Raw genomic sequence first — 24,760 nt, forward strand, 5'->3', positions numbered from 1 at the left:
TTCACTTCCTCGGGTCGAAGGCATCGCGAGCGGACTCGCCGATAAACACCAGCAAACTCAACATCAGCGCCAGCACCGCAAACGCGCTCATGCCCAACCATGGCGCTTGCAGGTTGGATTTGCCCTGGGCCACCAGCTCGCCCAGCGACGGACTGCCGGCCGGCAAGCCGAAACCGAGGAAGTCCAGCGCGGTGAGCGTACCGATGGCGCCGGTGAGGATGAACGGCATGAAGGTCATGGTCGAGACCATGGCGTTTGGCAGAATGTGGCGGAACATGATCGCCCCGTTCTGCATGCCCAGCGCCCGCGCTGCGCGTACGTACTCGAGGTTACGGCCACGGAGGAACTCGGCGCGCACCACATCAACCAGACTCATCCACGAAAACAGCAACATGATCCCCAGCAGCCACCAGAAATTCGGCTGGACGAAACTGGCCAGAATGATCAGCAGGTACAGGACCGGCAACCCTGACCAGATCTCCAGAAAACGCTGTCCGGCCAAATCCACCCAACCACCATAGAAGCCCTGCAAGGCCCCGGCGATCACGCCGATGATCGAACTCAGAATGGTCAGCGTCAGGGCAAACAGTACCGAAATGCGGAAGCCGTAAATCACCCGTGCCAGCACATCGCGACCTTGATCATCGGTGCCCAGCAGGTTGTCCGCCGACGGAGGGGCAGGGGCCGGGACCTTCAGGTCGTAGTTGATGCTTTGATAGTTGTACGGAATCGGCGCCCACAGCACCCACGCATCCTTGGCCTTGAGCAGTTCACGGATGTACGGGCTCTTGTAGTTGGCTTCCAGCGGAAATTCACCGCCGAAGGTGGTTTCCGGGTAGCGCTTGATCGCCGGGAAGTACCAGTTGTTGTCGTAGTGCACCACCAGCGGTTTGTCGTTGGCGATCAATTCGGCGCCCAGGCTCAGCCCGAACAGGATCAGAAACAGCCACAGCGACCACCAGCCGCGCTTGTTGGCCTTGAACAGTTCGAAGCGGCGGCGGTTGAGAGGGGACAGGTTCATCTCAATGCTCCCGGCTTTCGAAGTCGATGCGCGGATCGACCAGGGTGTAGGTGAGGTCGCCAATCAGTTTCACCACCAGCCCCAGAAGGGTGAAGATGAACAGGGTGCCGAACACCACTGGGTAATCGCGGTTGATCGCCGCTTCGAAACTCATCAGACCGAGGCCGTCGAGCGAGAAAATCACTTCCACCAGCAACGAGCCGGTGAAGAAGATACCGATAAACGCTGACGGAAACCCGGCGATCACCAGCAGCATGGCGTTGCGGAAGACATGACCGTAGAGCACGCGGTGACGGGTCAGGCCCTTGGCCTTGGCGGTGACCACGTACTGCTTGTTGATCTCGTCGAGGAAGCTGTTTTTGGTCAGCAGGGTCATCGTCGCGAAATTGCCGATCACCAATGCCGTCACCGGCAGCGCCAGGTGCCAGAAGTAATCAAGGACCTTGCCGCCCAGGCTCAATTCGTCAAAGTTGTTCGAGGTCAGGCCGCGTAACGGAAACCAGTCCAGATAACTGCCGCCGGCAAACACCACGATCAGCAGGATCGCGAAGAGGAACGCCGGGATCGCGTAGCCGACGATGATCGCCGAACTGGTCCAGACATCGAAGTGACTGCCGTGCCGCGTGGCTTTGGCGATCCCCAGCGGGATCGACACCAGGTACATGATCAGCGTGCTCCACAGCCCCAGCGAGATCGATACCGGCAGCTTTTCCTTGATCAGGTCGATGACCTTGGCGTCGCGAAAGAAGCTGTCGCCAAAATCCAGCGATGCGTAGTTCTTGACCATGATCCACAGACGTTCCGGGGCCGATTTGTCGAACCCGTACATGTGCTCGATTTCCTTGATCAGCGCCGGGTCGAGACCCTGCGCGCCGCGATAGGCGGAACCGGCCACCGACACTTCGGCACCGCCGCCGGCAATGCGGCTGGTGGCGCCTTCGAAGCCTTCGAGCTTGGCGATCATCTGCTCGACCGGCCCGCCGGGCGCAGCCTGAATGATCACGAAGTTGATCAGCAAAATGCCGAACAGGGTCGGGATGATCAGCAACAGTCGCCGAAAAATATACGCCAGCATCTGATTACTCCGTGCCCGCAGGGTCGGCTTGCAGTTTGGTTTCGACTTCTATCGCCGGTTTCGCGTCGGGTTTGACCCACCAGGTATTAATCCCGATGTCGTACTTGGGCGAGACTTTCGGGTGGCCGATGTGGTTCCAGTACGCGACGCGCCAGGTCTTGATGTGCCAGTTGGGGATCACGTAATAGCCCCACTGCAACACGCGGTCGAGCGCGCGGGCATGGGCCACGAGACTTTTGCGCGTATCAGCGTTGATCAGGCTCTCGACCAGTTGATCGACGATCGGATCTTTCAAACCCATGGTATTGCGGCTGCTCGGCTTGTCGGCGGCGGCACTCATCCAGAATTCGCGCTGCTCGTTACCCGGCGAATTGGACTGCGGGAAACTGCCGACAATCATGTCGAAATCCCGCGAACGCACGCGGTTGATGTACTGCGAAACGTCGACACGGCGAATCACCAGATCGATGCCGAGGTCGCTAAGGTTGCGCTTGAGCGGCAGCAGTACGCGTTCGAAGTCGGTCTGCGTCAGCAGAAACTCGATGACCACCGGTTTACCGCTGGCGTCGACCATTTTGTCGTCGACGATCTTCCAGCCGGCCTCTTGCAGCAGTTGATAGGCTTCGCGTTGCTGGGTGCGAATCATGCCGCTGGCGTCGGTCTTCGGATTCTCGAAGGCTTCGCTGAACACCTGCGCCGGGAGTTTGCTGCGAAAGGGTTCGAGAATGGCCCGCTCATCGGCGTCGGGCAGGCCGGTGGCGGCCATTTCCGAGTTTTCGAAATAACTGCGGGTGCGCACATAGGCGCCGTTGAACAGTTGCTTGTTGGTCCATTCGAAATCGAACAGCAGGCTCAAGGCCCGTCGCACGCGCATGTCCTGGAACACCGGGCGACGCAAGTTGTAAATGAAGCCCTGCATGCCGGTCGGGTTGCCGTTGGCGATCTGTTCCTTGATCAACCGACCTTCGGTGACGGCCGGGATGTTGTAGGCGTTGGCCCAACTCTTGGCGGTCATTTCCAGCCAGAAATCGAATTGGCCGGCCTTCAGTGCTTCGAGGGCGACGGTGTTGTCGCGGTAGTAATCGGTGGTCATCGTGTCGAAGTTGTAGAAACCGCGATTGACCGGAAGGTCCTTGCCCCAGTAATCCCTGACCCGCTCGTAGCGCACCGAACGCCCGGCTTTCACTTCGGTGACCTTATAGGGGCCGCTGCCGAGCGGAATTTCCAGGTTGCCCTTGTTGAAGTCACGGCTGGCCCACCAGTGTTTCGGCAGTACCGGCAGTTGGCCGAGGATCAGCGGCAGTTCGCGGTTGTTGGCGTGCTTGAATTTGAACAGTACTTTCAACGGATCTTCTGCGATGACTTCGGCAACGTCATTGTAGTAGCCGCGAAACAGCGGTGAGCCTTCCTTGGTCAGCGTCTCGAAACTGAACACGACGTCGTCGGCGCGTACCGGGTGGCCGTCGTTGAAACGCGCTTCGGGGCGCAGGTAAAAACGCACCCAACTGTTGTCCGGGGCCTTTTCGATCTTGCCGGCGATCAGGCCGTATTCGGTGAAGGGCTCGTCAAGGCTGTGCTTGGTCAGGGTGTCGTAGATCTGGCTGATGTCTTCGGCAGGTACGCCTTTGCTAATGAACGGGTTGAGGCTGTCGAAGCCGCCGGACCCGGCCTGGCGAAAAGTCCCGCCTTTGGGCGCGTCGGGGTTCACGTAGTCGAAATGCTTGAAGTCGGCCGGGTATTTCGGCGGCTCGTTGTACAGGGTCAAGGCATGCTGCGGGGCGGCAAACGCCAGCCCGGCGAACAGCAGGCCGCTGGCCTGCACGAGCAGGGCGCGGATCGGCTTCATTGATCTTTCTCCGAAGACTTCAGCCACCATGCGCTCAGGCCCAGGGTGTAGGGCGGCGTGGTGACAAAGGCCAACCGGTTGCGGTAGGCCAGGCGATGATAATTGAGGTACCAGTTGGGAATGCTGTAGTGCTGCCAAAGCAGTACGCGGTCGAGGGCCTTGCCGGCGGCAACCTGCTCGTCGCGGGTGCGCGCGGCGAGCAATTGTTCGAGCAGGTGATCGACCACCGGATTGGCGATGCCCGCGTAATTCTTGCTGCCTTTGATCCCGACCTGGCTGGAATGGAAATACTGCCATTGCTCAAGGCCCGGGCTGAGGGTCTGGCTGAGCGTCATCAGGATCATGTCGAAGTCGAATTGATCGAGGCGTTGTTTGTACTGGGCGCGATCCACGGTGCGCAGGTGCGCGTCGATGCCGATACTTTTGAGATTCTCGATATACGGCTGGAGGAGGCGTTCCAGGTTCGGATTGACCAGCAACAGCTCGAAGCGAAATGGCTGGCCAGCGGCGTTTTGCAGGCGTTGGCCATTAAGTTTCCAGCCAGCCTCGGCAAGCAACGCCAGGGCCTTGCGCATGGTGTCCCGAGGAACGCCGCGCCCGTCGGTCTGCGGCAGGGTGAACGGCTCGGTAAACAGCTTGGCCGGCAGTTGCTCCCTGTACGGCTTGAGCATCAGCCATTCGTGCCCGACCGGCAGGCCGCTGGCGGAAAATTCGCTGTTGGGGTAGTAACTGGTGGTGCGCTTGTACGCATTGCTGAACAGCGCGCGGTTGGTCCACTCGAAGTCGAACATCAGGCCCAGCGCTTCGCGAACTCTGGTGTCAGCGAAGGTCGCTCGGCGGGTGTTCATGAACAGGCCCTGACTCTGGGTCGGGATCTGATGCGCGATCTGCGCCTTGATCACCTCGCCACGGCGCACGGCCGGGAAGTTGTAGCCGTTGGCCCAGTTCTTCGCCTGATGCTCGATGTAGATGTCGAACTCGCCGGCCTTGAAGGCTTCGAAAGCGACGTCGCTGTCACGGTAGAACTCGACTTGCATGCGATCGAAATTGTACTTGCCACGATTGACCGCCAGGTCCTTGCCCCAGTAATTCTTGACCCGCTCGAAGATCAACTGGCGCCCCGGCGTCACCGAAGTGATGCGGTACGGGCCGCTGCCCAGCGGCGGTACGAATGTGGTGGCCTTGAAGTCGCGGTCTTTCCAGTAGTGTTGCGGCAGCACGGGTAATTCGCCCAGGCGCAGAATCAACAGCGGGTTGCCTGAGCGCTTCATCACGAAACGAATGCGCTGCTTGTTGAGGATGTCGACCCGCAGCACTTCCTGCAGCGCGGTGCGATACAGCGGGTGACCTTCCTTGAGCAGCAATCGGTAGGAGAACGCCACGTCGTAGGCGGTGATGGGGGTTCCGTCGTGGAAGCGTGCTTCCGGGCGCAGATTGAACACCACCCAGCTGCGATCTTCGCTGTACTCCACCGATTGCGCGATCAAGCCGTAGCTGGATGCCGGTTCGTCACCGGACGGCGAATACTGGCCGGTGCCGACCATCAGTGGTTCGTTCAGCTCGTTGATGCCGTACTGAAGGAAATTCCCTGTGGAAACCGGGCTGGTGCCCTTGAAGGTGTACGGATTGACCGTATCGAAAGTGCCGAACGCCATTACCCGCAACGTACCGCCCTTGGGCGCTTGCGGGTTGACCCAGTCGAAGTGGGTAAATCTGGCCGGGTACTTGAGCGTGCCGAATTGCGCATAACCGTGACTTTCGGTAATCGTCGCACTTGCGGGTGAGCTCAAGGCCAGGCTGATCAGGAGCAGGAGGAGGGGACGCTTCAAGTCAGATCTGATCCAGGCGGCTTGGGCTTTGTGGGCCGTACAGTAACAGCTTGTCTGGACAGGAAAAAGATAGCGGGTTAATGGGCTGTTAATCCTCATGCCGAAGAACCCCTCACCCTGACCCTTTCCAGAAGGGAGAGGGGATGGATCTACCAGTCACCCCGCGTTCAAGCCAGACACCCGTCGAAAAAAAGCCCCTGAAATTCAGGGGCTGTTTTATCAATCAATGCGGCGAATAAACCGTGAGCATCTGCCCTGGCTTCAATGCCTTGCCTGCGCCCGGATTCCAGCGCTTGAGATGTTGCATCTCAACGTTGAAACGCTTGGCCACTACATACAAGGTGTCGCCGCGCTTGACCTTGTACTGGGTCTGCTGGGCGCTCTCGGCCTTGCCTTTGGTCTTGCTGTTGGCCGCAATTACAGTGTTGACCCGGCCACTCTTGCGCGAAGGGCTGCGCTTGGTGTTGTCCTGCATCACCAGGGTCTGACCGACCTTGAGGTTCTTGCCGGTCAGTTTGTTCCAGCGTTGCAGATCCTTGACTTCAACCTTGTTGGCCTTGGCGATGGTGCCAAGGTTGTCGCCGCGTTTCACGCGGTAAGCGCGCTTGAGCTGCGCCACTTCGGCAGGATCGGCACCTTCGAACACCGGTTTCAGTGAGCGCGGGCTGATCAACTCGTCAGGGCGCATGGTTTGCAGGCTGGCGGTCAGCAGTTGCGCCTTGGACGTCGGCACCAGCAAATGCTGAGGCCCGTCGATGGTCGTGCGCTGCTTGAATGCCGGGTTGAGCTGGAACAGTTCGTCTTCGTCGATGTTGGCCACCGCAGCGACTTTCGACAAGTCCATGCGCTGGTTGATTTCGACGACCTGGAAGTACGGTTCGTTGGCGATCGGATTGAGATTGACGCCGTAGGCTTCCGGCGCCAGGACCACTTGCGACAGGGCCAGCAACTTTGGCACATAGGCCTGGGTTTCCGCTGGCAGCGGCAGGTTCCAGTAGTCGGTTGGCAGGCCGAGCCTTTCGTTACGCTCGATCGCGCGGCTCACTGTGCCTTCACCGGCGTTGTAGGCCGCCAGCGCCAGCAGCCAGTCACCGTTGAACATATCGTGCAGACGGGTCAGGTAATCCATTGCTGCGGTGGTCGAGGCAGTGATATCGCGACGGCCATCGTAGAAACGGGTCTGACGCAGGTTGAAGTAACGACCGGTGGAAGGAATGAATTGCCAGAGACCTACCGCATTGGCCCGGGAATAGGCCATCGGGTTGTAGGAGCTTTCAATCACTGGCAGCAGGGCCAGTTCCAGCGGCATGTTGCGTTCTTCGAGGCGTTCGACGATGTAATGAATATAGAGACTGCCGCGTTCGCCGGCGTTCTCGAGAAAAGAGGGGTTACTGGCAAACCACAGGCGCTGCTGCTCGATGCGCGGGTTCACGCCCAGGCCTTCCTGCAACTGGAAACCCTGGCGCATGCGCTCCCAGACATCCTGGGGAACCTGTGGGCTGGGCTTCTCGGTCAGCCAGATCGGCTTCTGCTTCGCTCGCGCAGCAATGTTCGGCGTATGGGTCGCTTCAGGCTGCGGGGCATGGCTGGAACAGCCCGCCAGCGTGGCGGACACAGCCACCGCGATGGCTTGCGCCAGGCGGGTCAACGCATCTGAATTGACGGACTTACGTATGGATGACGACATTGGCTGGAAGTAAGTTCCGGGCAAAAATGTCGGGCGATTCTAGAAAGTGCACCCCTCGCGGTCAACCATTCAGAATTTTTGTATCAGGCCATGGGGCACTTAGAACGTATCTTTCCATGCCCGCAGAGCCGCAAAAACCTCACTCGGGGCCCGGTTTTGAGCGCCGTCCCGTTCGTCCACTTTTTGTGTAACCAATGTTTCAGTGGTGCGCAAAAACGGATTTGTGAGCTTTTCAAGCGCCAGGGTCGAGGGCAGGGTCATGACACCGTTTTGCCGTTGCCGGGTGACTTTTTCCAGACGGGCGGCAATGTCCGGGTTGCCCGGTTCAACCGCTGCGGCAAACTTTAGGTTGCTCAGGGTGTATTCGTGGGTGCAATAGACCAGCGTATCTTCAGGCAGCGCGGCGAGCCGGCTGAGCGAGTGGTGCATCTGCTCAGGCGTGCCCTCGAACAAGCGGCCACAACCGGCGGCAAACAGCGTATCGCCGCAAAACAGCAAGCCGTGGTGATAATAGGCAATGTGTCCCAATGTGTGACCGGGCACCGCGTAGACATCGAAGTCCCAGCCGAGCACGCTGACGCTGTCGTTGTCCTTGAGCGCCACGTCTCGTGCCGGAATGTTTTCGCTGGCCGGGCCGTACACGGTGGCGCCGCTGAGCTGCTTCAGGCGCTCGACGCCGCCGACGTGATCGTGATGATGGTGGGTGATCAGGATATCGCTCAGCACCCAGCCAGGATGGGCGTCGAGCCACGCCAGCACGGGCGCAGCATCGCCTGGATCGACCACCACGCAGCGCTGGGTACGGTGATCCTGTAACAACCAGATGTAGTTATCGGTGAACGCGGGCAGGGCACTGATCTGTATCATCGTCGGAATTCGCCAAGCGGAAAACATTGGCGCATCTTAGTAGTTCCTGGCGCGTTGGAGAATGACATGACCGATAAAGCGTTCGCTCAGGCAGATCCCGACTGGCTGGCGTTGATCAGCGCCGCCCGTGAATGGCTGTCGGGCCCGCTCGGGCAATTTCTGCTGGATGAAGAGCGGCGCATGCTCGAAGACGAGCTGGCCCGGTTCTTCGGTGGCTATCTGGTGCACTACGGCCCCTCGGCCGAAACCCCGCCGTCAGCGCCGCAAGTGCAGCGCAACGTGCGACTCGGTGCGCCGTTGCCGGGGGTCGAGATTGTCTGCGAAGAGCAGGCCTGGCCATTGAGCGAGCACGCCGCCGACGTGGTGGTGATGCAGCATGGTCTGGATTTCTGTCTGTCACCTCACGGTCTGTTGCGCGAAGCGGCGAGCAGCGTGCGCCCTGGCGGGCATTTACTGATTATCGGCATCAACCCCTGGAGCACCTGGGGCCTGCGCCATGCATTTGCTCACGACGCCTTGCGCAAGGCACGCTGCATCTCGCCATCGCGGGTTGCCGACTGGCTCAATCTGCTGGGCTTTGCGCTGGAGAAACGCCGCTTCGGGTGCTATCGTCCGCCGCTCGCGTCGCCCAAGTGGCAGGCCCGTCTGGCGGGCTGGGAACGCAAGGCCGGTGACTGGCAACTGTCGGGAGGCGGCTTCTACTTATTGGTGGCGCGCAAGATTGTTGTCGGGCTACGCCCACTGCGTCAGGAGCGACGCGAGCCGATGGGCAAGCTGATTCCGCTGCCGATGGCCAAGGTCAACCGCCGCCGCATCGAACCGTAAACCCTTCTTTTTATAGTGGCCGGACTTGCTTCGGCCGCGGTCATCGTCGATCCGCGATTGGCGAGGCACGCATTTTTTCTGGATAGATTGGCATGAGCGAAACCGTCGAAAGCGTAGAACTGTTCACCGATGGCGCCTGCAAGGGCAATCCCGGCCCGGGCGGCTGGGGCGCCTTGCTGGTGTGCAAGGGCGTCGAAAAGGAACTGTGGGGCGGCGAGGCCAACACCACCAACAATCGCATGGAACTGCTCGGCGCGATCCGCGGCCTCGAAGCCTTGAAGCGCCCGTGTGAAGTGCTGCTGGTGACCGACTCGCAATACGTGATGAAGGGCATCAACGAGTGGATGGTCAACTGGAAGAAGCGCGGCTGGAAGACAGCTGCCAAAGAGCCAGTGAAGAACGCTGATCTGTGGAAAGAGCTGGACGAGCAGGTCAACCGCCACAAGGTCACCTGGAAGTGGGTGCGCGGGCACATTGGTCATCACGGTAACGAGCGCGCTGACCAGTTGGCGAACCGTGGCGTTGATGAAGTGCGCGGTTACAAGCAGAGCTGATTTTTTCCAGTTCCACCGTGGCGCCCATTCGCGAGCAGGCTCGCTCCCACATTGGATTTGTGCAGTTCACAAATCCCCCTGCAGGAGTGAGCCTGCTGGCGAAGAACGATAACGCGCCAAGGCAGATACACCCCGTGAGCGTGTTAAGATCCGCGTTTTTGCCCGATTGACCCGTTGAGAGCTGAGCACTGATGGCCACCAGATCCGTTGTACTCGATACCGAAACCACCGGCATGCCGGTGACCGATGGTCACCGGATTATCGAAATCGGTTGTGTCGAACTGATCGGTCGGCGCCTCACGGGCCGGCATTTCCACGTCTACCTGCAACCGGATCGCGAGAGTGACGAAGGCGCCATCGGCGTCCACGGCATCACCAACGAATTCCTCGTCGGCAAGCCGCGCTTTGCCGAAGTCGCCGATGAGTTCTTCGAGTTCATCAAAGGCGCGCAGCTGATCATCCACAACGCTGCGTTCGACGTTGGCTTCATCAACAACGAATTCGCCTTGATGGGTCGACAGGATCTCGCAGACATCACGCAACACTGCTCGATCCTCGACACCCTGATGATGGCCCGGGAACGTCACCCGGGTCAGCGCAACAGCCTCGATGCATTGTGCAAACGTTATGGCGTCGACAACTCCGGCCGTGAACTGCACGGCGCCTTGCTCGACTCCGAGATCCTCGCCGACGTCTACCTGACCATGACCGGTGGCCAGACCAGTCTGTCGCTGGCCGGCAACGCCTCCGACGGCAATGGCACCGGCGATGGTTCGGACAACTCCGCTACCGAAATTCGTCGCTTGCCGGCTGATCGCCAGCCAGCGCGGATCATTCGTGCAACTGAAGATGAACTGGCTGCGCATCTGGTGCGGCTGGAGATCATTGCCAAGTCGGCCGGTGGACCGGCATTGTGGACGCAGATTGCCGAGGCTGACGCGCAGGCTTGAAGATCAAAAGATCGCGTTGCTGACAACTGGCCACCCTCGCCACTTTCGCTGCAACCCTCTACCCTGAATGCATTGGCGGATTCGAATCCGCCGCCTCAGGACTCTGAGCCTCATGTACAAAGACTTGAAATTTCCGGTGTTGATTGTCCATCGTGATATCAGGGCCGACACGGTCGCCGGCGATCGTGTCCGAGGCATTGCCCGGGAGTTGGAGCAGGAAGGTTTCAGTATCGTTTCGGCCACCGACTACGCGGAAGGGCGTCTGGTGGCTTCGACCCATCATGGTCTGGCATGCGTGTTGATTGCCGCCGAGGACGCCAGCACCGACTCGCATCTTTTGCAGAACATGGCCGAACTGATCAGCCTCGCACGGGTGCGGGCGCCGGATCTGCCGATCTTCGCCTTGGGCGAGCAAGTCACCCTGGAAAATGCCCCCGCCGACGCCATGGCCGAGCTCAATCAACTGCGCGGCATCCTTTACCTGTTCGAAGACACCGTACCGTTTCTCGCCCGGCAAGTGGCGCGGGCGGCGCGCAAGTATCTCGACGGTTTGCTGCCGCCGTTTTTCAAGGCGCTGGTGCAACACACCGCCGACTCCAATTATTCCTGGCACACCCCCGGCCATGGCGGCGGCGTGGCGTATCACAAGAGTCCGGTGGGGCAGGCGTTTCATCAGTTTTTCGGTGAAAACACTCTGCGCTCCGACTTGTCAGTGTCGGTGCCCGAACTCGGTTCGCTGCTCGATCACACCGGCCCGCTAGCCGAGGCGGAAGCCCGCGCAGCACGCAACTTCGGAGCCGACCACACTTTTTTCGTGATCAACGGCACTTCGACCGCCAACAAGATCGTCTGGCATTCGATGGTCGCTCGCGATGATCTGGTGTTGGTGGATCGCAACTGCCACAAGTCGGTGTTGCACGCGATCATCATGACCGGCGCGATCCCGCTGTACCTGTGCCCGGAGCGTAATGAACTGGGGATTATCGGCCCGATACCGCTGAGCGAATTCAGCCGCGAATCGATCCAGGCCAAGATCGACGCCAGTCCGCTGACCAAGGGGCGCGCGCCGAAAGTGAAACTGGCGGTGGTCACCAACTCGACCTACGACGGGCTCTGTTACAACGCCGAACTGATCAAACAAAGCCTGGGCAATAGCGTCGAAGTACTGCATTTCGACGAGGCCTGGTACGCCTATGCGGCGTTTCACGAGTTCTTCGCCGGGCGCTATGGCATGGACACTTCGCGCAGCGAAGACAGCCCTCTGGTGTTTACCACCCATTCCACTCACAAGATGCTGGCGGCGTTCAGTCAGGCCTCGATGATTCATGTGCAGGACGGCGGCGCGCGGCAACTGGATCGTGATCGTTTCAATGAAGCATTCATGATGCACATCTCGACCTCGCCGCAGTACAGCATCATCGCCTCGCTGGACGTGGCTTCGGCGATGATGGAAGGCCCGGCCGGGCGCTCGCTGTTGCAGGAAACCTTCGACGAAGCCCTGAGTTTTCGCCGTGCGCTGGCCAATCTGCGTCAGCACATCGCGGCGGATGACTGGTGGTTTTCGATCTGGCAGCCGCCGGGTGTCGAAGGCATCGACCGCGTGCACACCGAGGACTGGCTGCTGAAGCCCGACGCCGACTGGCATGGTTTCGGCGAGGTCAGCGACGATTACGTTCTGCTCGATCCGATCAAGGTCACGCTAGTGATGCCGGGCCTGAACGCCGGTGGCGCGTTGAGCGAGAAGGGCATCCCGGCGGCGGTGGTCAGCAAGTTCCTCTGGGAGCGTGGGCTGGTGGTGGAGAAGACCGGGCTGTATTCGTTTCTGGTGTTGTTCTCCATGGGCATCACCAAAGGCAAATGGAGCACGTTGCTCACCGAGTTGCTGGAGTTCAAGCGCAGTTACGACGCTAATGTAAGTCTGGCGACGTGTCTGCCGTGTGTCGCCCAGCAAGATGCCGCACGCTATCGCGGCATGGGCCTGCGGGATTTGTGCGATCAATTGCACGCCTGTTATCGCAGCAATGCCACCGCTAGGCATCTCAAGCGCATGTACACGGTGCTGCCGGAAATCGCCATGAAGCCGGCCCACGCATACGATCATCTGGTACGCGGTGAAGTCGAGGCGGTGCCGATCGACGAGCTGGAAGGGCGGATTGCCGCCGTGATGCTGGTGCCGTATCCGCCGGGCATTCCGTTGATCATGCCCGGTGAGCGCTTTACCGAGTCGACTCGCTCGATCATCGATTACCTGAAATTTGCCCGCACGTTCGATAGCAGCTTCCAGGGTTTCGTTGCCGATGTACATGGACTGCAACATGAAGACGAAGGCAATGGGCGGCATTACACCGTCGATTGCGTCAAGGAATGAGGAGCTTTGCGAGCATGCAACCGGTCATGAATCCAAAACACCCAGGGCTGTCGGTGCGGGTTGCCGATGAAGGTTTTGCGCCTTATATCTGGGGCAGTGACTTCAGTTTTGAAGTCGCGGCGTATGGTGTCGCTGTTATCGGCAAACCCGTCGACCAGTGGCGGGTGACGCCCATCGTGCCGTACCGCAAGTGCTATGGCATTGATCCCGAGGAATTCAGCAGCTTTCACAAAGCTGCCGACAGCGCGATATTCATGGCCTACCTCGATGATGAGCCAGTGGGCCATCTGGTGATCAGCACCAACTGGAACGGTTTTGCCCATATCGATGAACTGGCGGTGCACGCGCCGGCCCGTCGCCATGGCGTGGCCAAGGCATTGCTGGATGTGGCGCAGTTCTGGAGTCGCAAGAAGAAGCTGCCGGGCATCATGCTCGAAACCCAGAACAACAACCTCGGTGCCTGTCGGCTGTATGAGCGATGCGGGTATGTGATTGGCGGCGTCGACAAGTTGCGTTATCGCGGTATTGATCCGAACACCGCCGAAGAGGCGCTGTTCTGGTATCGATTGTTCGATAACCCGCTGGAAAATCCGCTCAGTTCGACAACATCGCCTCGGCTTGTTCCGTGATGATCGCCAGTAACGTCTGAATCGCCGATGAGGGGGCGGCGTGTTTGAAGGTCAGGGCGTAGAGGCTGATCGGCACGGCAGGCGACAGCGGGCAGACATCCAGCCCGGCCGCACGTGCACCGAGCGCGGTAAACGGGTCGACGATGGCCAGCCCTTCGCCAGCCTCGACCATGCTGCGCATCATCTGGTGGGTTTGCACGCGGGTCTGGATACTCGGCGCCGGGCGCACGGCCTGGAGCTTGTTATCCAGCGCCGGGCTCAGCGGGTCCTGACCCTCGAGTCCGACCATCGCCTGGCCCGCCAGATCCTGTAGGGAAATGTACTTTTGTCTGGGTTGCAGCCAGCCATGCGGCGCGAGCAGTTGCAGCTTGCTCTGGGCCAGTGGCTGGCAATGAATGTCGGGGTGTTCGGGATCATGCAGGCTCAAGCCGAGATCGCTTTCGCGCAGCAGCAGACTGCGAACGATATCGCGGGTCGGCGCGCTGAGCAGGCTGCACGGTGCGTCTGGCACGCGTCGACGCAGGGCGGCGAGGCTGTGCGGGAGTAATTGTTGCGCCAGCGGCGGGGTGCCGATGATGCGCAGCGGCGGTGCGAGGTATTGCTTGAGGCTGCTGGCCAGGCGTTGCACCGGCTCCAGCGCTTCGTAAACGTGCGCGATTTCCACCTGCAACGCCCGCGCCTCGGGTGTCGATTGCAGGCGCCCGCGAACGCTGGCAAACAGCATGAACCCCAACTGACTCTCGGCTTCACGCAAACGCTCTTCGACTTCGGTCACCGGCAACTGCAGCCATTCGGCGGCGGTGCCCATGTGACCAGTCTGCAAGAGCGCCTGAATCACTTCGATATGGCGTAAACGCATGCGTGAAGTCCATGTTCAGCAGGTGGGGTCAGAGGCCGAATCCTACCCCAAGTCTGCGCATATGACTTCTGCTCATAACGCACGCTTATGAAGCGACGATTGGCTCAGGTTCGCGCGTCAGGATAATGCCTGACTGAACCAGCTTGAATTCAGCGTCATCAAGTTTCTCGATGCGATCGCCAATCGCCAGTTTGTAAGTGGTGACGGGCTCCTTGCCGGTGATTCCGTCCGCCGACGGAGTGGATTCCTGGAACTCATGCACGGAATAAACGCGGCCTTCCGCATCTCTTGCATGGAACTGACCGACGAGTACTGCTGCCATCTGCTTAGAACCTCTGGAGATAAAACGCTTGATTTGCGGCTTGGTAGACCGTCATCAAGTGCTGTAAGTTTTCCTACAGGAAAAAAATAATCAGCAGGCGGGAATTTCCCTCCTCTGCTGGTGAAATCGTCATCGGATCATCTATAACTAGTGGCTCCCCCACTGACAGTCGAGAGTTTCCATGAGCAATGTCTACAACGTCGCAGTAGTGGTTGGTAGCCTGCGTAAAGCTTCGATCAATCGCAAGGTCGCTTTGGCACTGGCTGAGCTGGCGCCAGCGAACCTGAAGCTTGAGATTGTCGAGATTGGCGACCTGCCTCTGTACAACGAAGACATCGACGGTGATTCACCGCCCGCAGCCTACAGCACTTTCCGTGAAAAAGTGGGTTCATCCGACGCGTTGTTGTTTGTGACGCCGGAGTACAACCGTTCCGTGCCGGCACCGCTGAAGAACGCCATCGATGTCGGCTCGCGGCCTTACGGCAAGAGCGCCTGGAGCGGCAAGCCGGGCGCGGTGATGAGCGTATCGCCGGGGGCAATCGGTGGTTTTGGCGCGAACCAGCATCTGCGCCAGTCGTTTGTGTTTCTTGATGTTCACTGCATGCAGCAACCGGAAGCCTATTTGGGTGGCGCGGGCTCGGCATTTGACGAGGCGGGTAAATTGAGCGAGTCGGTGAAGCCGTTCCTGCAAAAGTTTATTGATGCCTACGGCCAGTTCGTCGAGCAACACAAAAAGTAAAGACCTCTTAACCGAAGCCCTGTGGGAGCGAGCTTGCTCGCGAAGGCGGACCTTCAATCACCAATAATGTGTGGCTGAAGGCCTCTTTGCGAGCAAGCTCGCTCCCACAGGTTTTGTGGATTGGCTTATTTCCCCCATTGAAGGTTGTTACGAATGCTCTTTGCGTCACTGATTTTTTTACTGACCATTACCCTCGTGATCTGGCAACCCAAAGGCCTAGGTGTCGGCTGGAGTGCGACTTTGGGCGCGGTGCTGGCGCTGATCTTTGGGGTGGTGCACCTCAGTGATATCCCGCTGGTGTGGCAAATCATCTGGAACGCCACCGGCACTTTTGTCGCGCTGATCATTATCAGTCTGCTGCTCGATGAAGCCGGTTTTTTCAATTGGGCCGCATTGCACGTGGCGCGCTGGGGGCGGGGCAGCGGGCGCAAGCTGTTTGCCTTCATGGTGCTGCTCGGCGCGCTGGTCTCGGCGCTGTTCGCCAATGATGGAGCGGCGTTGATTCTTACGCCGATTGTCATTTCCATGCTGCTGGCGCTGCGTTTTTCGCCCGCAGCGACCCTGGCGTTCGTCATGGGTGCAGGGTTTATCGCCGACACCGCAAGCCTGCCGCTGGTGGTGTCGAACCTGGTCAACATCGTTTCGGCGGACTTCTTCAACATCGGCTTCAACCGCTATGCGGCGGTGATGGTGCCGGTGAACTTCGTCAGTGTGGCCGCGACGCTGGGCATGCTGATGTGGTTTTTCCGTCGCGATATTCCGGCGGCTTACGACCCCGAACAGCTCGAGCGTCCAGAAACCGCGATCCACGACAAAGCCACGTTCTATGCCGGTTGGGCGGTGTTGGTGATTTTGCTGATCGGCTGTTTCGCGCTGGAGCCGCTGGGCATTCCGATTAGTGCGATTTCCGCTGTCTGCGCGGCGCTGCTGCTGGCGATCGCCGCCCGTGGCCACAAGATTTCCACGCGCAAAGTGATGAAAGAGGCGCCGTGGCAGATCGTGATTTTCTCGCTGGGCATGTATCTGGTGGTCTACGGCCTGCGCAATGCCGGGTTGACCGGGTATCTGGCTGGCTGGCTCGATGGTTTCGCCGGATATGGCGTGTGGGGCGCGGCGTTCGGAACCGGCGTGCTGACAGCGCTGTTGTCATCGATCATGAACAACCTGCCGACGGTGCTGATCGGGCTCTTGTCGATTGATGCCAGTCAGGCGAGCGGGGTGGTCAAGGAGGCGATGATCTACGCCAACGTGATCGGCAGCGACCTGGGGCCGAAGATCACGCCGATTGGCAGTCTGGCCACTTTGCTGTGGCTGCATGTGCTGGAGCGCAAGGGGATCCGGATTGGCTGGGGGTATTACTTCCGGGTGGGGATTGTGCTGACGGTGCCGGTGTTGCTGGTGACGTTGGCGGCGTTGGCATTGCGCTTATCTCTTTGACCGATTGACCCGTTCGCTGGCTTGCCAGCGACGGGCCGGTATGAACACCACAGATTCTCAGGGTTGCCCGGGGACATTCGGCCAAAGGTCGGACACCAGAAACAGCCGCTCCGCCTCTTCCCATTCCCCTCCCGCATTCTCGGTCAGGCGCACCATCAGTTGCGCTGGCGCCAAGGGTTCCAGCGCCTCGAGCCACATCTGCAAATGCTCACGGCTCCAGGTCTGATCCGTCGGGTAATGCGCTGGCGCCAGCCAGGCATGGCGGGGCAGGGGTTGCCAACGTCCCGGCGGACGCTGCGCCAGGAATGCCGGCCAGTCTTTCTGATGCAACCAACTGCCACGCAAATGCTGCGGATGCGCGCCATTCGGTGATTGCGACTTGCCGGGCCACGGGTACAGCAGATATCCGCCCAGCCACAGTTGTGCACTGAAGGCCTCGATATCCAGTGCAGCCAGAGTTTCACGGCTTTCCGGGCGCGCCGAAATCGGCAGTTGATGTTCGGCCAAGTGCGCCAGTTTACGATCCAGTCGATCATGGCACCCCGGCCCCAGCCACTGCGCCGGATCCTGGCCGTCGCCGTTTTGCGGGCCGAGGTAGAGTTTGATCGCCAGTTCCAGGTGATGCACGCCGTCGCGATCACGCAGCAGCATGTCCAGCTCGCCAAGGGTGTGCCCCTGGCGGCGGATCGGCAGATTGGCCGCGATCAACTCAATGCCTGGCGCGTGCTGCACGGCAAACTGCCACAGTCGCTCGTAATACAAACCCAGGCGCCGCGTGCGTGCCTGGGACAACCAGTGCAGCAAACCGCTGCTGTCGTGATCGAGCTGACGCAGCCATTGCTCCAGTCGCCCGGGATCGCTGACCCAGTCGCTGCCCGCCAGCGGATGGCGCTGCGGCCACGGCGTGGTCGCGAGCATCGGCGGGGCGAGGATCACCCACGCCAGATCGCGCACATGCGGATGGCGTAATCGGTGGGGTAGCTGCAGCAGGTCGGGAAATAGGATCATCTTGCGAGCATAGCCTTAAACACGCGCCCGCCCTTGAGGCTGAAAGGATTTTGTCTAACGGCGGCTTTCGCCCATAATCGGGTTTTTCGCGTTTTCGATTGTCCGCAGAGGTCCCATGGAGCAATTTCGTAATATCGGCATCATCGGTCGCCTGGGCAGTTCTCAGGTGCTGGATACCGTCCGCCGACTGAAACGGTTTCTGCTCGATCGTCACCTGCATGTGATCCTCGAAGACACCATCGCCGAAGTCCTGCCAGGGCATGGCCTGCAAACCTCGTCGCGCAAGATGCTCGGTGAAGTCTGCGACATGGTCATCGTTGTCGGCGGCGACGGCAGCCTGCTCGGCGCCGCCCGAGCGCTGGCCAAACACAATACGCCGGTGCTCGGGATCAACCGTGGCAGCCTCGGGTTTCTCACTGACATTCGCCCGGATGAGCTGGAAGTCGAAGTCGCCAAAGTACTCGACGGCCATTACCTGGTGGAAAACCGGTTTCTGCTGCAAGCCGAAGTTCGCCGCCACGGCGAGGCCATCGGACAGGGCGACGCGCTCAACGATGTGGTGCTGCACCCCGGCAAGTCGACGCGAATGATCGAGTTCGAGCTGTACATCGATGGCCAGTTCGTCTGCAGCCAAAAGGCCGACGGCCTGATCGTCGCCACACCGACCGGCTCCACCGCGTATGCGCTGTCTGCCGGTGGCCCGATCATGCATCCCAAGCTCGACGCCATTGTGATCGTGCCGATGTATCCCCATATGTTGTCCAGCAGGCCAATTGTGGTCGATGGCAACAGTGAGCTGAAAATCGTCGTGTCCAAAGATATGCAGATCTACCCGCAAGTCTCCTGCGACGGGCAGAACCACTTTACCTGCGCGCCGGGCGACACCATCACCGTCAGCAAAAAAGCGCAAAAGCTGCGGCTGATTCACCCGCTCGACCACAACTACTACGAAGTCTGCCGGACCAAACTCGGCTGGGGCAGCAAGTTGGGTGGTGGAGGCGACTGATGCTCGATCCCGCGCGCAGTTATGACTTGATTGGTGACGTGCACGGATGCGCGCTGACCCTCGAACACTTGCTTGATCGCCTCGGCTATCACAAGCAGGGCGGGGTCTGGCGGCATCCATCGCGCATGGCCGTGTTCGTCGGCGACATCATCGACCGTGGCCCGCGGATTCGCGAGGCGCTGCACATCGTCCATGACATGGTCGAGGCCGGTCAGGCCTTGTGCATCATGGGCAACCACGAATTCAACGCTCTGGGCTGGAGCACCCCGGCGCCACCGGGCAGCGGCAAGCAGTTTGTGCGCGAACACACGCCGCGCCATGCGCGCCTGCTGCATGAAACCCTGACGCAATTCGAAGATCATCCGGGCGACTGGCATGACTTCCAGCAGTGGTTCTATCAACTGCCGCTGTTCGTTGATGCCGGACGTTTTCGCGTGGTGCATGCCTGTTGGGATGCCGGCCTGATCGAGCCGTTGCGCGCGTTGTTCCCCGACGGCTGCATCGATGAACACTTCCTCCAGGCTTCGGCAGTGCCGGGCAGTTTCGCCTGCACCGTGTTCGACCGCTTGCTGCGCGGTACCGACATGCGCCTGCCCGACGGCCAGACCATGACCAGTGGCGATGGTCTGGTGCGTTCGTTCTTCCGCACCAAGTTCTGGGAAGACGATCCGAAAACCTACGGCGACATTGTCTTCCAGCCCGATGCACTGCCGGAGCCGGTGGCGCAAACCCCGCTGACTTCAACCGAAAAGAATTCCCTGCTGCGCTACGGTGTCGATGAGCCATTGCTGTTCGTCGGCCACTACTGGCGCAGCGGCAAACCGGCGCCGATCCGCCCGAACCTCGCGTGTCTGGATTACAGCGCGGTGCTCTACGGCAAACTCGTCGCCTATCGTCTGGATCAGGAAACGCGTCTGGATCCGCATAAATTTGTCTGGGTCGATGTCGAGCGGCCGGAGGTGCTGCAATGAGTTCGGTAGCGGTATTGCGTCTGCCCCTGGCGGTGGATCTGAGCGGTTTCGTCACGCTGTTGCAACGCATGCAAGTGCCCCATCGAGTCAGTGAAGAGGCGGGCGAGCAGGTGCTGTGGGCGCCTGCGGAGATCAGCGACGACGTGCGTTCGCTGTACGAGCGTTTTCCGGCGGGCGATCCCGATCAGCAGATGGATATCCCGGTTGCGCAGACTTTCAAGCGCCCCGGGTTTGTCGAGCAACTGAAGCATGCCAAGGCTACCGGGTTCATCCTGCTGCTGAGCCTGATCGTCGGCGGCCTGACCTTCCTCGGCGAAAATCTTGAAACCCTTCGCTGGCTGACCTTTCTCGATTTTCGCGTGATAGGCGAGTACATCCACTTCACACCATTGGCCGACAGCCTCGCGGCGGGGCAGTGGTGGCGTCTGGTCACGCCGATGCTGATTCACTTTGGCATCCTGCACCTGGCCATGAATGGCATGTGGTACTGGGAGCTGGGGCGGCGCATTGAGTCGCGTCAGGGCAGCATCAACCTGATCGGCCTGACCTTATTGTTCAGCCTCGTTTCCAACTACGCGCAATTTGTCTGGAGCGGCGCGACCCTGTTCGGCGGCCTGTCCGGCGTGCTTTACGGCTTGCTCGGGCATTGCTGGATATTTCAGTTGCTGGCGCCGAACCCGGCTTATCGCCTGCCGCGCGGCGTGTTGGTGATGATGCTGGTGTGGCTGGTGGTGTGCATGTCCGGGCTGATCTCGATGATCGGTTTCGGCGAAATCGCCAACGCCGCGCATGTCAGCGGGTTACTCATCGGATGCTTCACCGGTTTGTTGGGTGGTTTGTATAACCGCCGTAAACTGGCCATCTAATTTTAGTTTGTAGATAAGAGCACGGAGACCCAGATGTCCTCTTTTAACGACATGATCAAGAACATCACCCCGGACATCTACGAGAGCCTGAAACTGGCCGTGGAAATCGGCAAGTGGGCCGACGGTGGCAAGCTCACCGCCGAACAGCGCGAGTTGTCGTTGCAGGCAATGATCGCCTGGGAAATCCAGAACCTGCCTGAAGATCAGCGCACCGGTTACATGGGCCCGCAAGAATGTGCGTCGAAGTCGATCGAAGTGCCGAACATCCTGTTCAAGTCGGATGCCATCCATTGATCGAGATTGGCCGCGGTGCAATCAGCAAAATGTCGGCGCGCCTTGACGGGCCGAACGTGCAATATGCGTTTCGTCTGGATGACGTCGAGGTGCCCGTCAATCCGTTGATCGGCACGACGGTGCGTCTGGAGTATCTGGGGGCGATCCACTGCACCCATTGCGGGCGCAAGACCAAAACCAGTTTCAGCCAGGGGTATTGCTACCCGTGCATGACCAAACTGGCGCAGTGCGACCTGTGCATCATGAGCCCGGAGCGTTGCCACTTTGATGCGGGCACCTGCCGGGATCCGGTGTGGGGCCAGCAGTTTTGCATGACCGACCACGTGGTCTATCTGGCCAATTCCTCGGGCATCAAGGTCGGCATTACCCGTGCTACCCAATTGCCGACGCGCTGGCTTGATCAGGGCGCCAGTCAGGCATTGCCCATCATGCGTGTGTCCACGCGACAGCAGTCAGGCTTCGTTGAAGACCTGTTCCGCAGTCAGGTGGCGGACAAAACCAACTGGCGTGCGCTGCTCAAGGGCGATGCGGTGTCTGTGGATCTGGCGCAGGTGCGTGATCAGTTGTTTGAAAGCTGCGCCGAAGGTCTGCAAGGCTTGCAAGAGCGATTCGGCCTACAAGCCATTCAGACGATTGCCGATGTAGAACCTCTCGAAATCCGCTATCCGGTCGAGCAATACCCGGCCAAAATCGTCAGCTTCAACCTGGACAAGAACCCCATTGCCGAAGGCACGCTGCTGGGAATCAAGGGCCAGTACCTGATCTTCGACACCGGCGTGATCAATATTCGCAAGTACACGGCTTATCAGCTCGCCGTGCATCAATAAGGATTCCAGCATGCGCACCGAACAACCGAAGATGATTTACCTCAAGGACTATCAGGCGCCCGAGTACCTGATCGACGAAACGCACCTGACCTTCGAGTTGTTCGAGGACCACAGCCTGGTCCATGCGCAACTGGTGATGCGCCGCAACCCGGCGCGTGGCGCGGGCCTGCCGCCGCTGGTGCTTGATGGCCAGCAACTGGAACTGCTGTCGGTGACGCTGTCCGATCAGGAACTGAGTGCCGACGCTTATCAGCTCAGCGAAAACAACCTGATCCTGCAGCCGACCAGCGAAACCTTCACGGTCGACACCAGCGTCAGGATCCACCCGGAAACCAACACTGCGCTGGAAGGCCTGTACAAGTCCGGCACGATGTTCTGCACCCAATGCGAGGCCGAAGGCTTCCGCAAAATCACCTATTACCTCGACCGCCCGGACGTGATGAGCAAGTTCACCACCACCGTGGTGGCCGAACAGCACAGCTATCCGGTGCTGCTGTCCAACGGCAACCCGATTGCCTCGGGGCCAGGCGAAGACGGCCGGCACTGGGCAACGTGGGAAGATCCGTTCATGAAACCGGCGTACCTGTTCGCGCTGGTGGCCGGTGACTTGTGGTGCGTTGAAGACACCTTCACCACCATGACCGAGCGCGAAGTCGCGCTGCGCATCTACGTCGAACCGGAAAACATCGACAAGTGCCAGCACGCCATGAACAGCCTGAAGAAGTCGATGCGCTGGGACGAAGAGGTCTACGGTCGCGAGTACGATCTGGACATCTTCATGATCGTCGCCGTGAATGACTTCAACATGGGCGCCATGGAGAACAAGGGCCTCAACATCTTCAACTCCAGCGCCGTGCTGGCCCGCGCCGAAACCGCCACCGACGCCGCACACCAGCGGGTCGAAGCGATCGTCGCCCACGAATACTTCCACAACTGGTCGGGCAACCGCGTGACCTGCCGCGACTGGTTCCAGCTGTCGCTCAAGGAAGGCTTCACCGTATTCCGCGATTCGGGCTTCTCCGCCGACATGAACTCGGCCACGGTCAAGCGCATTCAGGATGTCGCCTACCTGCGCACCCACCAGTTTGCCGAAGACGCCGGCCCGATGGCCCACGCCGTGCGCCCGGACAGCTTCATCGAGATTTCCAACTTCTACACCCTGACCGTGTACGAAAAGGGTTCGGAAGTGGTCGGCATGATCCACACTCTGTTGGGTGCCGAAGGCTTCCGCAAAGGCAGCGATCTGTACTTCGACCGTCACGATGGCCAAGCCGTGACCTGCGATGACTTCATCAAGGCCATGGAAGACGCTAACGGTGTTGATCTGACCCAGTTCAAACGCTGGTACAGCCAGGCCGGCACGCCGCGTCTGGCAGTGAGCGAGTCTTACGATGCTGCGGCGAAAACCTACAGCCTGACCTTCCGCCAAAGCTGCCCGGAAACCCCGGACAAGGTGGAAAAACTGCCGTTCGTGATCCCGGTTGAATTGGGCCTGCTCGACAGCAAAGGCAATGAGATTGCCCTGCGTCTGAGCGGCGAAGAGTCGGCCCAAGGCACCACCCGCGTGATTTCGGTGACCGAGGCTGAGCAGACGTTCACCTTCGTCGATATCGCTGAACAGCCGCTGCCATCCTTGCTGCGCGGTTTCTCGGCGCCGGTGAAACTGAGCTTCCCGTACAACCGCGATCAACTGATGTTCCTGATGCAGCACGACAGCGACGGTTTCAACCGCTGGGATGCCGGTCAGCAACTGTCGGTACAGGTGCTGCAAGAACTGATCGGCCAGCAGCAGAAGGGCGAAAGCCTGAAGCTCGACCCGCGTCTGGTGTCGGCACTGCGCACGGTGCTGTCCGATGAATCGCTGGATCAGGCGATGGTTGCCGAGATGCTCTCGCTGCCGGGTGAGGCGTACCTCACCGAAATCAGCGAAGTCGCAGACGTTGATGCCATCCATATCGCGCGTGAGTTTGCCCGCAAGCAACTGGCTGAAGGGTTGTTCGAGGCGCTGTGGCTGCGTTATCAGGCCAACCGCGACCTGTCGAAGAAAACCCCGTACGTGGCCGAGGCCGAACACTTTGCCCGTCGTGCGCTGCAGAACATCGCGCTGTCGTACCTGATGCTCAGCGGCAAGCCGGAAGTGCTGGCAGCGGCGCTGGAGCAATTCGAAACGGCCGACAACATGACCGAGCGTCTGACCGCGCTGGCCGTGCTGGTCAACTCGCCGTTTGATGAGCAGAAGGACCTGGCGCTGGCGAGTTTCGCCGAGCACTTCAAGGACAATCCGCTGGTCATGGATCAGTGGTTCAGCGTGCAGGCTGGCAGCACGTTGCCGGGCGGTCTTGCGCGGGTAAAAGCGCTGATGCAGCACCCGGCGTTCAACATCAAGAACCCGAACAAGGTGCGTGCGCTGGTGGGGGCTTTTGCCGGGCAGAACCTGATCAACTTCCACGCGGCGGATGGCTCCGGTTATCGCTTCCTCGCGGATCTGGTGATCGAGCTGAATGGCTTCAACCCACAAATCGCTTCGCGCCAACTGGCACCGCTGACGCGCTGGCGCAAATACGACAGCGCCCGTCAGGCGTTGATGAAAGGCGAACTGGAGCGGATTCTGGCTTCGGGTGAGCTGTCGAGTGATGTGTATGAGGTGGTGAGCAAGAGCCTGGCGTAATGCTCGCCTAATCAATATCTTCGGCAAACACAAAACCCTGTAGGAGCTGCGGCACGCTGCGATCTTTTGATCTGATCTTTAAATCAACATTAAAAGATCGCAGCGTGCCGCA

General features: G+C 59.9%; 22 protein-coding genes. 13 read left to right on the forward strand and 9 right to left on the reverse strand.

Annotated elements, in window-relative coordinates; translation table 11 throughout:
* Position 1: 1 nt before the first annotated feature.
* The 6 genes from JJD74_RS16640 to gloB all read right to left on the reverse strand — a co-directional run bounded on the left by JJD74_RS16640 (position 2) and on the right by gloB (position 8,325).
* Entirely contained in the window at positions 2-1,021 is a 1,020-nt protein-coding gene (locus tag JJD74_RS16640; RefSeq protein ID WP_042558794.1) for an ABC transporter permease, read from the reverse strand.
* Position 1,022: 1 nt separating this feature from the next.
* Positions 1,023-2,096: a microcin C ABC transporter permease YejB gene (locus tag JJD74_RS16645; RefSeq protein WP_042558795.1), complete on the reverse strand. Its 1,074-nt coding sequence runs from the start codon at positions 2,094-2,096 to the stop codon at positions 1,023-1,025.
* 4 nt (positions 2,097-2,100) lie between these two features.
* Entirely contained in the window at positions 2,101-3,942 is a 1,842-nt protein-coding gene (locus JJD74_RS16650) for an extracellular solute-binding protein (RefSeq protein ID WP_042558796.1), read from the reverse strand.
* Positions 3,939-5,771: an extracellular solute-binding protein gene (locus JJD74_RS16655; RefSeq protein WP_200615891.1), complete on the reverse strand. Its 1,833-nt coding sequence runs from the start codon at positions 5,769-5,771 to the stop codon at positions 3,939-3,941. The genes JJD74_RS16650 and JJD74_RS16655 overlap by 4 nt, the downstream gene beginning before the upstream one ends.
* Before the next feature lie 223 nt (positions 5,772-5,994).
* The gene (locus JJD74_RS16660) at positions 5,995-7,458 is read right to left on the reverse strand and encodes a transglycosylase SLT domain-containing protein (protein ID WP_047300750.1); all 1,464 of its coding nucleotides are present in this window, start codon (positions 7,456-7,458) and stop codon (positions 5,995-5,997) included.
* 99 nt (positions 7,459-7,557) lie between these two features.
* Positions 7,558-8,325 (reverse strand): hydroxyacylglutathione hydrolase, encoded by a 768-nt coding sequence (gene gloB, locus JJD74_RS16665; RefSeq protein WP_042562028.1) that lies wholly within the window; start codon positions 8,323-8,325, stop codon positions 7,558-7,560.
* 66 nt (positions 8,326-8,391) lie between these two features.
* On the opposite strand from gloB, the gene JJD74_RS16670 reads away from it, so the two are divergent.
* From JJD74_RS16670 to JJD74_RS16690, 5 genes are all read left to right on the forward strand, one after another.
* A complete protein-coding gene (locus JJD74_RS16670; RefSeq protein WP_042558799.1) occupies positions 8,392-9,150 on the forward strand; it encodes a class I SAM-dependent methyltransferase in 759 nt (252 codons plus the stop codon).
* 92 nt (positions 9,151-9,242) lie between these two features.
* Positions 9,243-9,704: a ribonuclease HI gene (rnhA, locus tag JJD74_RS16675; RefSeq protein ID WP_042558800.1), complete on the forward strand. Its 462-nt coding sequence runs from the start codon at positions 9,243-9,245 to the stop codon at positions 9,702-9,704.
* Positions 9,705-9,895: 191 nt separating this feature from the next.
* Positions 9,896-10,654, forward strand: a complete 759-nt coding sequence (dnaQ, locus tag JJD74_RS16680) for a DNA polymerase III subunit epsilon (RefSeq protein ID WP_047300751.1) — start codon at positions 9,896-9,898, stop codon at positions 10,652-10,654.
* A 112-nt stretch (positions 10,655-10,766) separates the two neighbouring features.
* Positions 10,767-13,022 carry an Orn/Lys/Arg decarboxylase N-terminal domain-containing protein gene (locus JJD74_RS16685; protein ID WP_047300752.1) on the forward strand — a complete coding sequence of 752 codons (2,256 nt, stop codon included), beginning with the start codon at positions 10,767-10,769 and terminating at the stop codon, positions 13,020-13,022.
* A 14-nt stretch (positions 13,023-13,036) separates the two neighbouring features.
* Positions 13,037-13,651 (forward strand): GNAT family N-acetyltransferase, encoded by a 615-nt coding sequence (locus JJD74_RS16690; RefSeq protein WP_047300753.1) that lies wholly within the window; start codon positions 13,037-13,039, stop codon positions 13,649-13,651.
* Here JJD74_RS16690 and JJD74_RS16695 read toward each other — a convergent pair.
* Together JJD74_RS16695 and JJD74_RS16700 are read right to left on the reverse strand one after the other, a co-directional pair.
* Entirely contained in the window at positions 13,617-14,510 is an 894-nt protein-coding gene (locus JJD74_RS16695; protein WP_047300754.1) for a LysR family transcriptional regulator, read from the reverse strand. The two genes, JJD74_RS16690 and JJD74_RS16695, sit on opposite strands and share 35 nt — an antisense overlap.
* A gap of 85 nt (positions 14,511-14,595) precedes the next feature.
* Positions 14,596-14,832: a hypothetical protein gene (locus JJD74_RS16700; protein ID WP_042558811.1), complete on the reverse strand. Its 237-nt coding sequence runs from the start codon at positions 14,830-14,832 to the stop codon at positions 14,596-14,598.
* A gap of 181 nt (positions 14,833-15,013) precedes the next feature.
* Here JJD74_RS16700 and JJD74_RS16705 point away from each other — a divergent pair, with 181 nt between their 5' ends.
* Together JJD74_RS16705 and JJD74_RS16710 are read left to right on the forward strand one after the other, a co-directional pair.
* Positions 15,014-15,571: an NADPH-dependent FMN reductase gene (locus tag JJD74_RS16705; RefSeq protein ID WP_042558812.1), complete on the forward strand. Its 558-nt coding sequence runs from the start codon at positions 15,014-15,016 to the stop codon at positions 15,569-15,571.
* Positions 15,572-15,724: 153 nt separating this feature from the next.
* Positions 15,725-17,008 (forward strand): arsenic transporter, encoded by a 1,284-nt coding sequence (locus JJD74_RS16710; RefSeq protein WP_042558813.1) that lies wholly within the window; start codon positions 15,725-15,727, stop codon positions 17,006-17,008.
* A 57-nt stretch (positions 17,009-17,065) separates the two neighbouring features.
* On the opposite strand, the gene JJD74_RS16715 is transcribed toward JJD74_RS16710, so the two are convergent.
* Positions 17,066-18,016 carry a DUF1853 family protein gene (locus JJD74_RS16715; RefSeq protein ID WP_200615897.1) on the reverse strand — a complete coding sequence of 317 codons (951 nt, stop codon included), beginning with the start codon at positions 18,014-18,016 and terminating at the stop codon, positions 17,066-17,068.
* Between the two features lie 115 nt (positions 18,017-18,131).
* Here JJD74_RS16715 and JJD74_RS16720 point away from each other — a divergent pair, with 115 nt between their 5' ends.
* Genes JJD74_RS16720 through pepN form a run of 6 tightly spaced genes read left to right on the forward strand, consistent with a single transcriptional unit; the run spans position 18,132 to position 24,648 of the window.
* Positions 18,132-19,022 carry an NAD(+) kinase gene (locus JJD74_RS16720; protein WP_042558815.1) on the forward strand — a complete coding sequence of 297 codons (891 nt, stop codon included), beginning with the start codon at positions 18,132-18,134 and terminating at the stop codon, positions 19,020-19,022.
* Positions 19,019-19,993: a metallophosphoesterase gene (locus JJD74_RS16725; protein WP_390896401.1), complete on the forward strand. Its 975-nt coding sequence runs from the start codon at positions 19,019-19,021 to the stop codon at positions 19,991-19,993. Before JJD74_RS16720 ends, JJD74_RS16725 begins: the two co-directional genes overlap by 4 nt.
* Entirely contained in the window at positions 19,990-20,859 is an 870-nt protein-coding gene (locus JJD74_RS16730; RefSeq protein WP_200615902.1) for a rhomboid family intramembrane serine protease, read from the forward strand. Before JJD74_RS16725 ends, JJD74_RS16730 begins: the two co-directional genes overlap by 4 nt.
* 33 nt (positions 20,860-20,892) lie before the next feature.
* On the forward strand, positions 20,893-21,153 hold the full coding sequence (locus JJD74_RS16735; RefSeq protein ID WP_042558818.1) for a YeaC family protein: 261 nt from the start codon (positions 20,893-20,895) through the stop codon (positions 21,151-21,153).
* Positions 21,150-21,980: a DUF2797 domain-containing protein gene (locus JJD74_RS16740; protein ID WP_047300760.1), complete on the forward strand. Its 831-nt coding sequence runs from the start codon at positions 21,150-21,152 to the stop codon at positions 21,978-21,980. Before JJD74_RS16735 ends, JJD74_RS16740 begins: the two co-directional genes overlap by 4 nt.
* Positions 21,981-21,990: 10 nt before the next feature.
* Positions 21,991-24,648 carry an aminopeptidase N gene (gene pepN / locus JJD74_RS16745; protein WP_200615905.1) on the forward strand — a complete coding sequence of 886 codons (2,658 nt, stop codon included), beginning with the start codon at positions 21,991-21,993 and terminating at the stop codon, positions 24,646-24,648.
* The last annotated feature ends 112 nt before the right edge of the window (positions 24,649-24,760 follow it).

The sequence above is a fragment of the Pseudomonas sp. MF6776 genome (assembly GCF_016613125.1).
In the GTDB taxonomy this organism is placed as follows: domain Bacteria; phylum Pseudomonadota; class Gammaproteobacteria; order Pseudomonadales; family Pseudomonadaceae; genus Aquipseudomonas; species Aquipseudomonas iridis.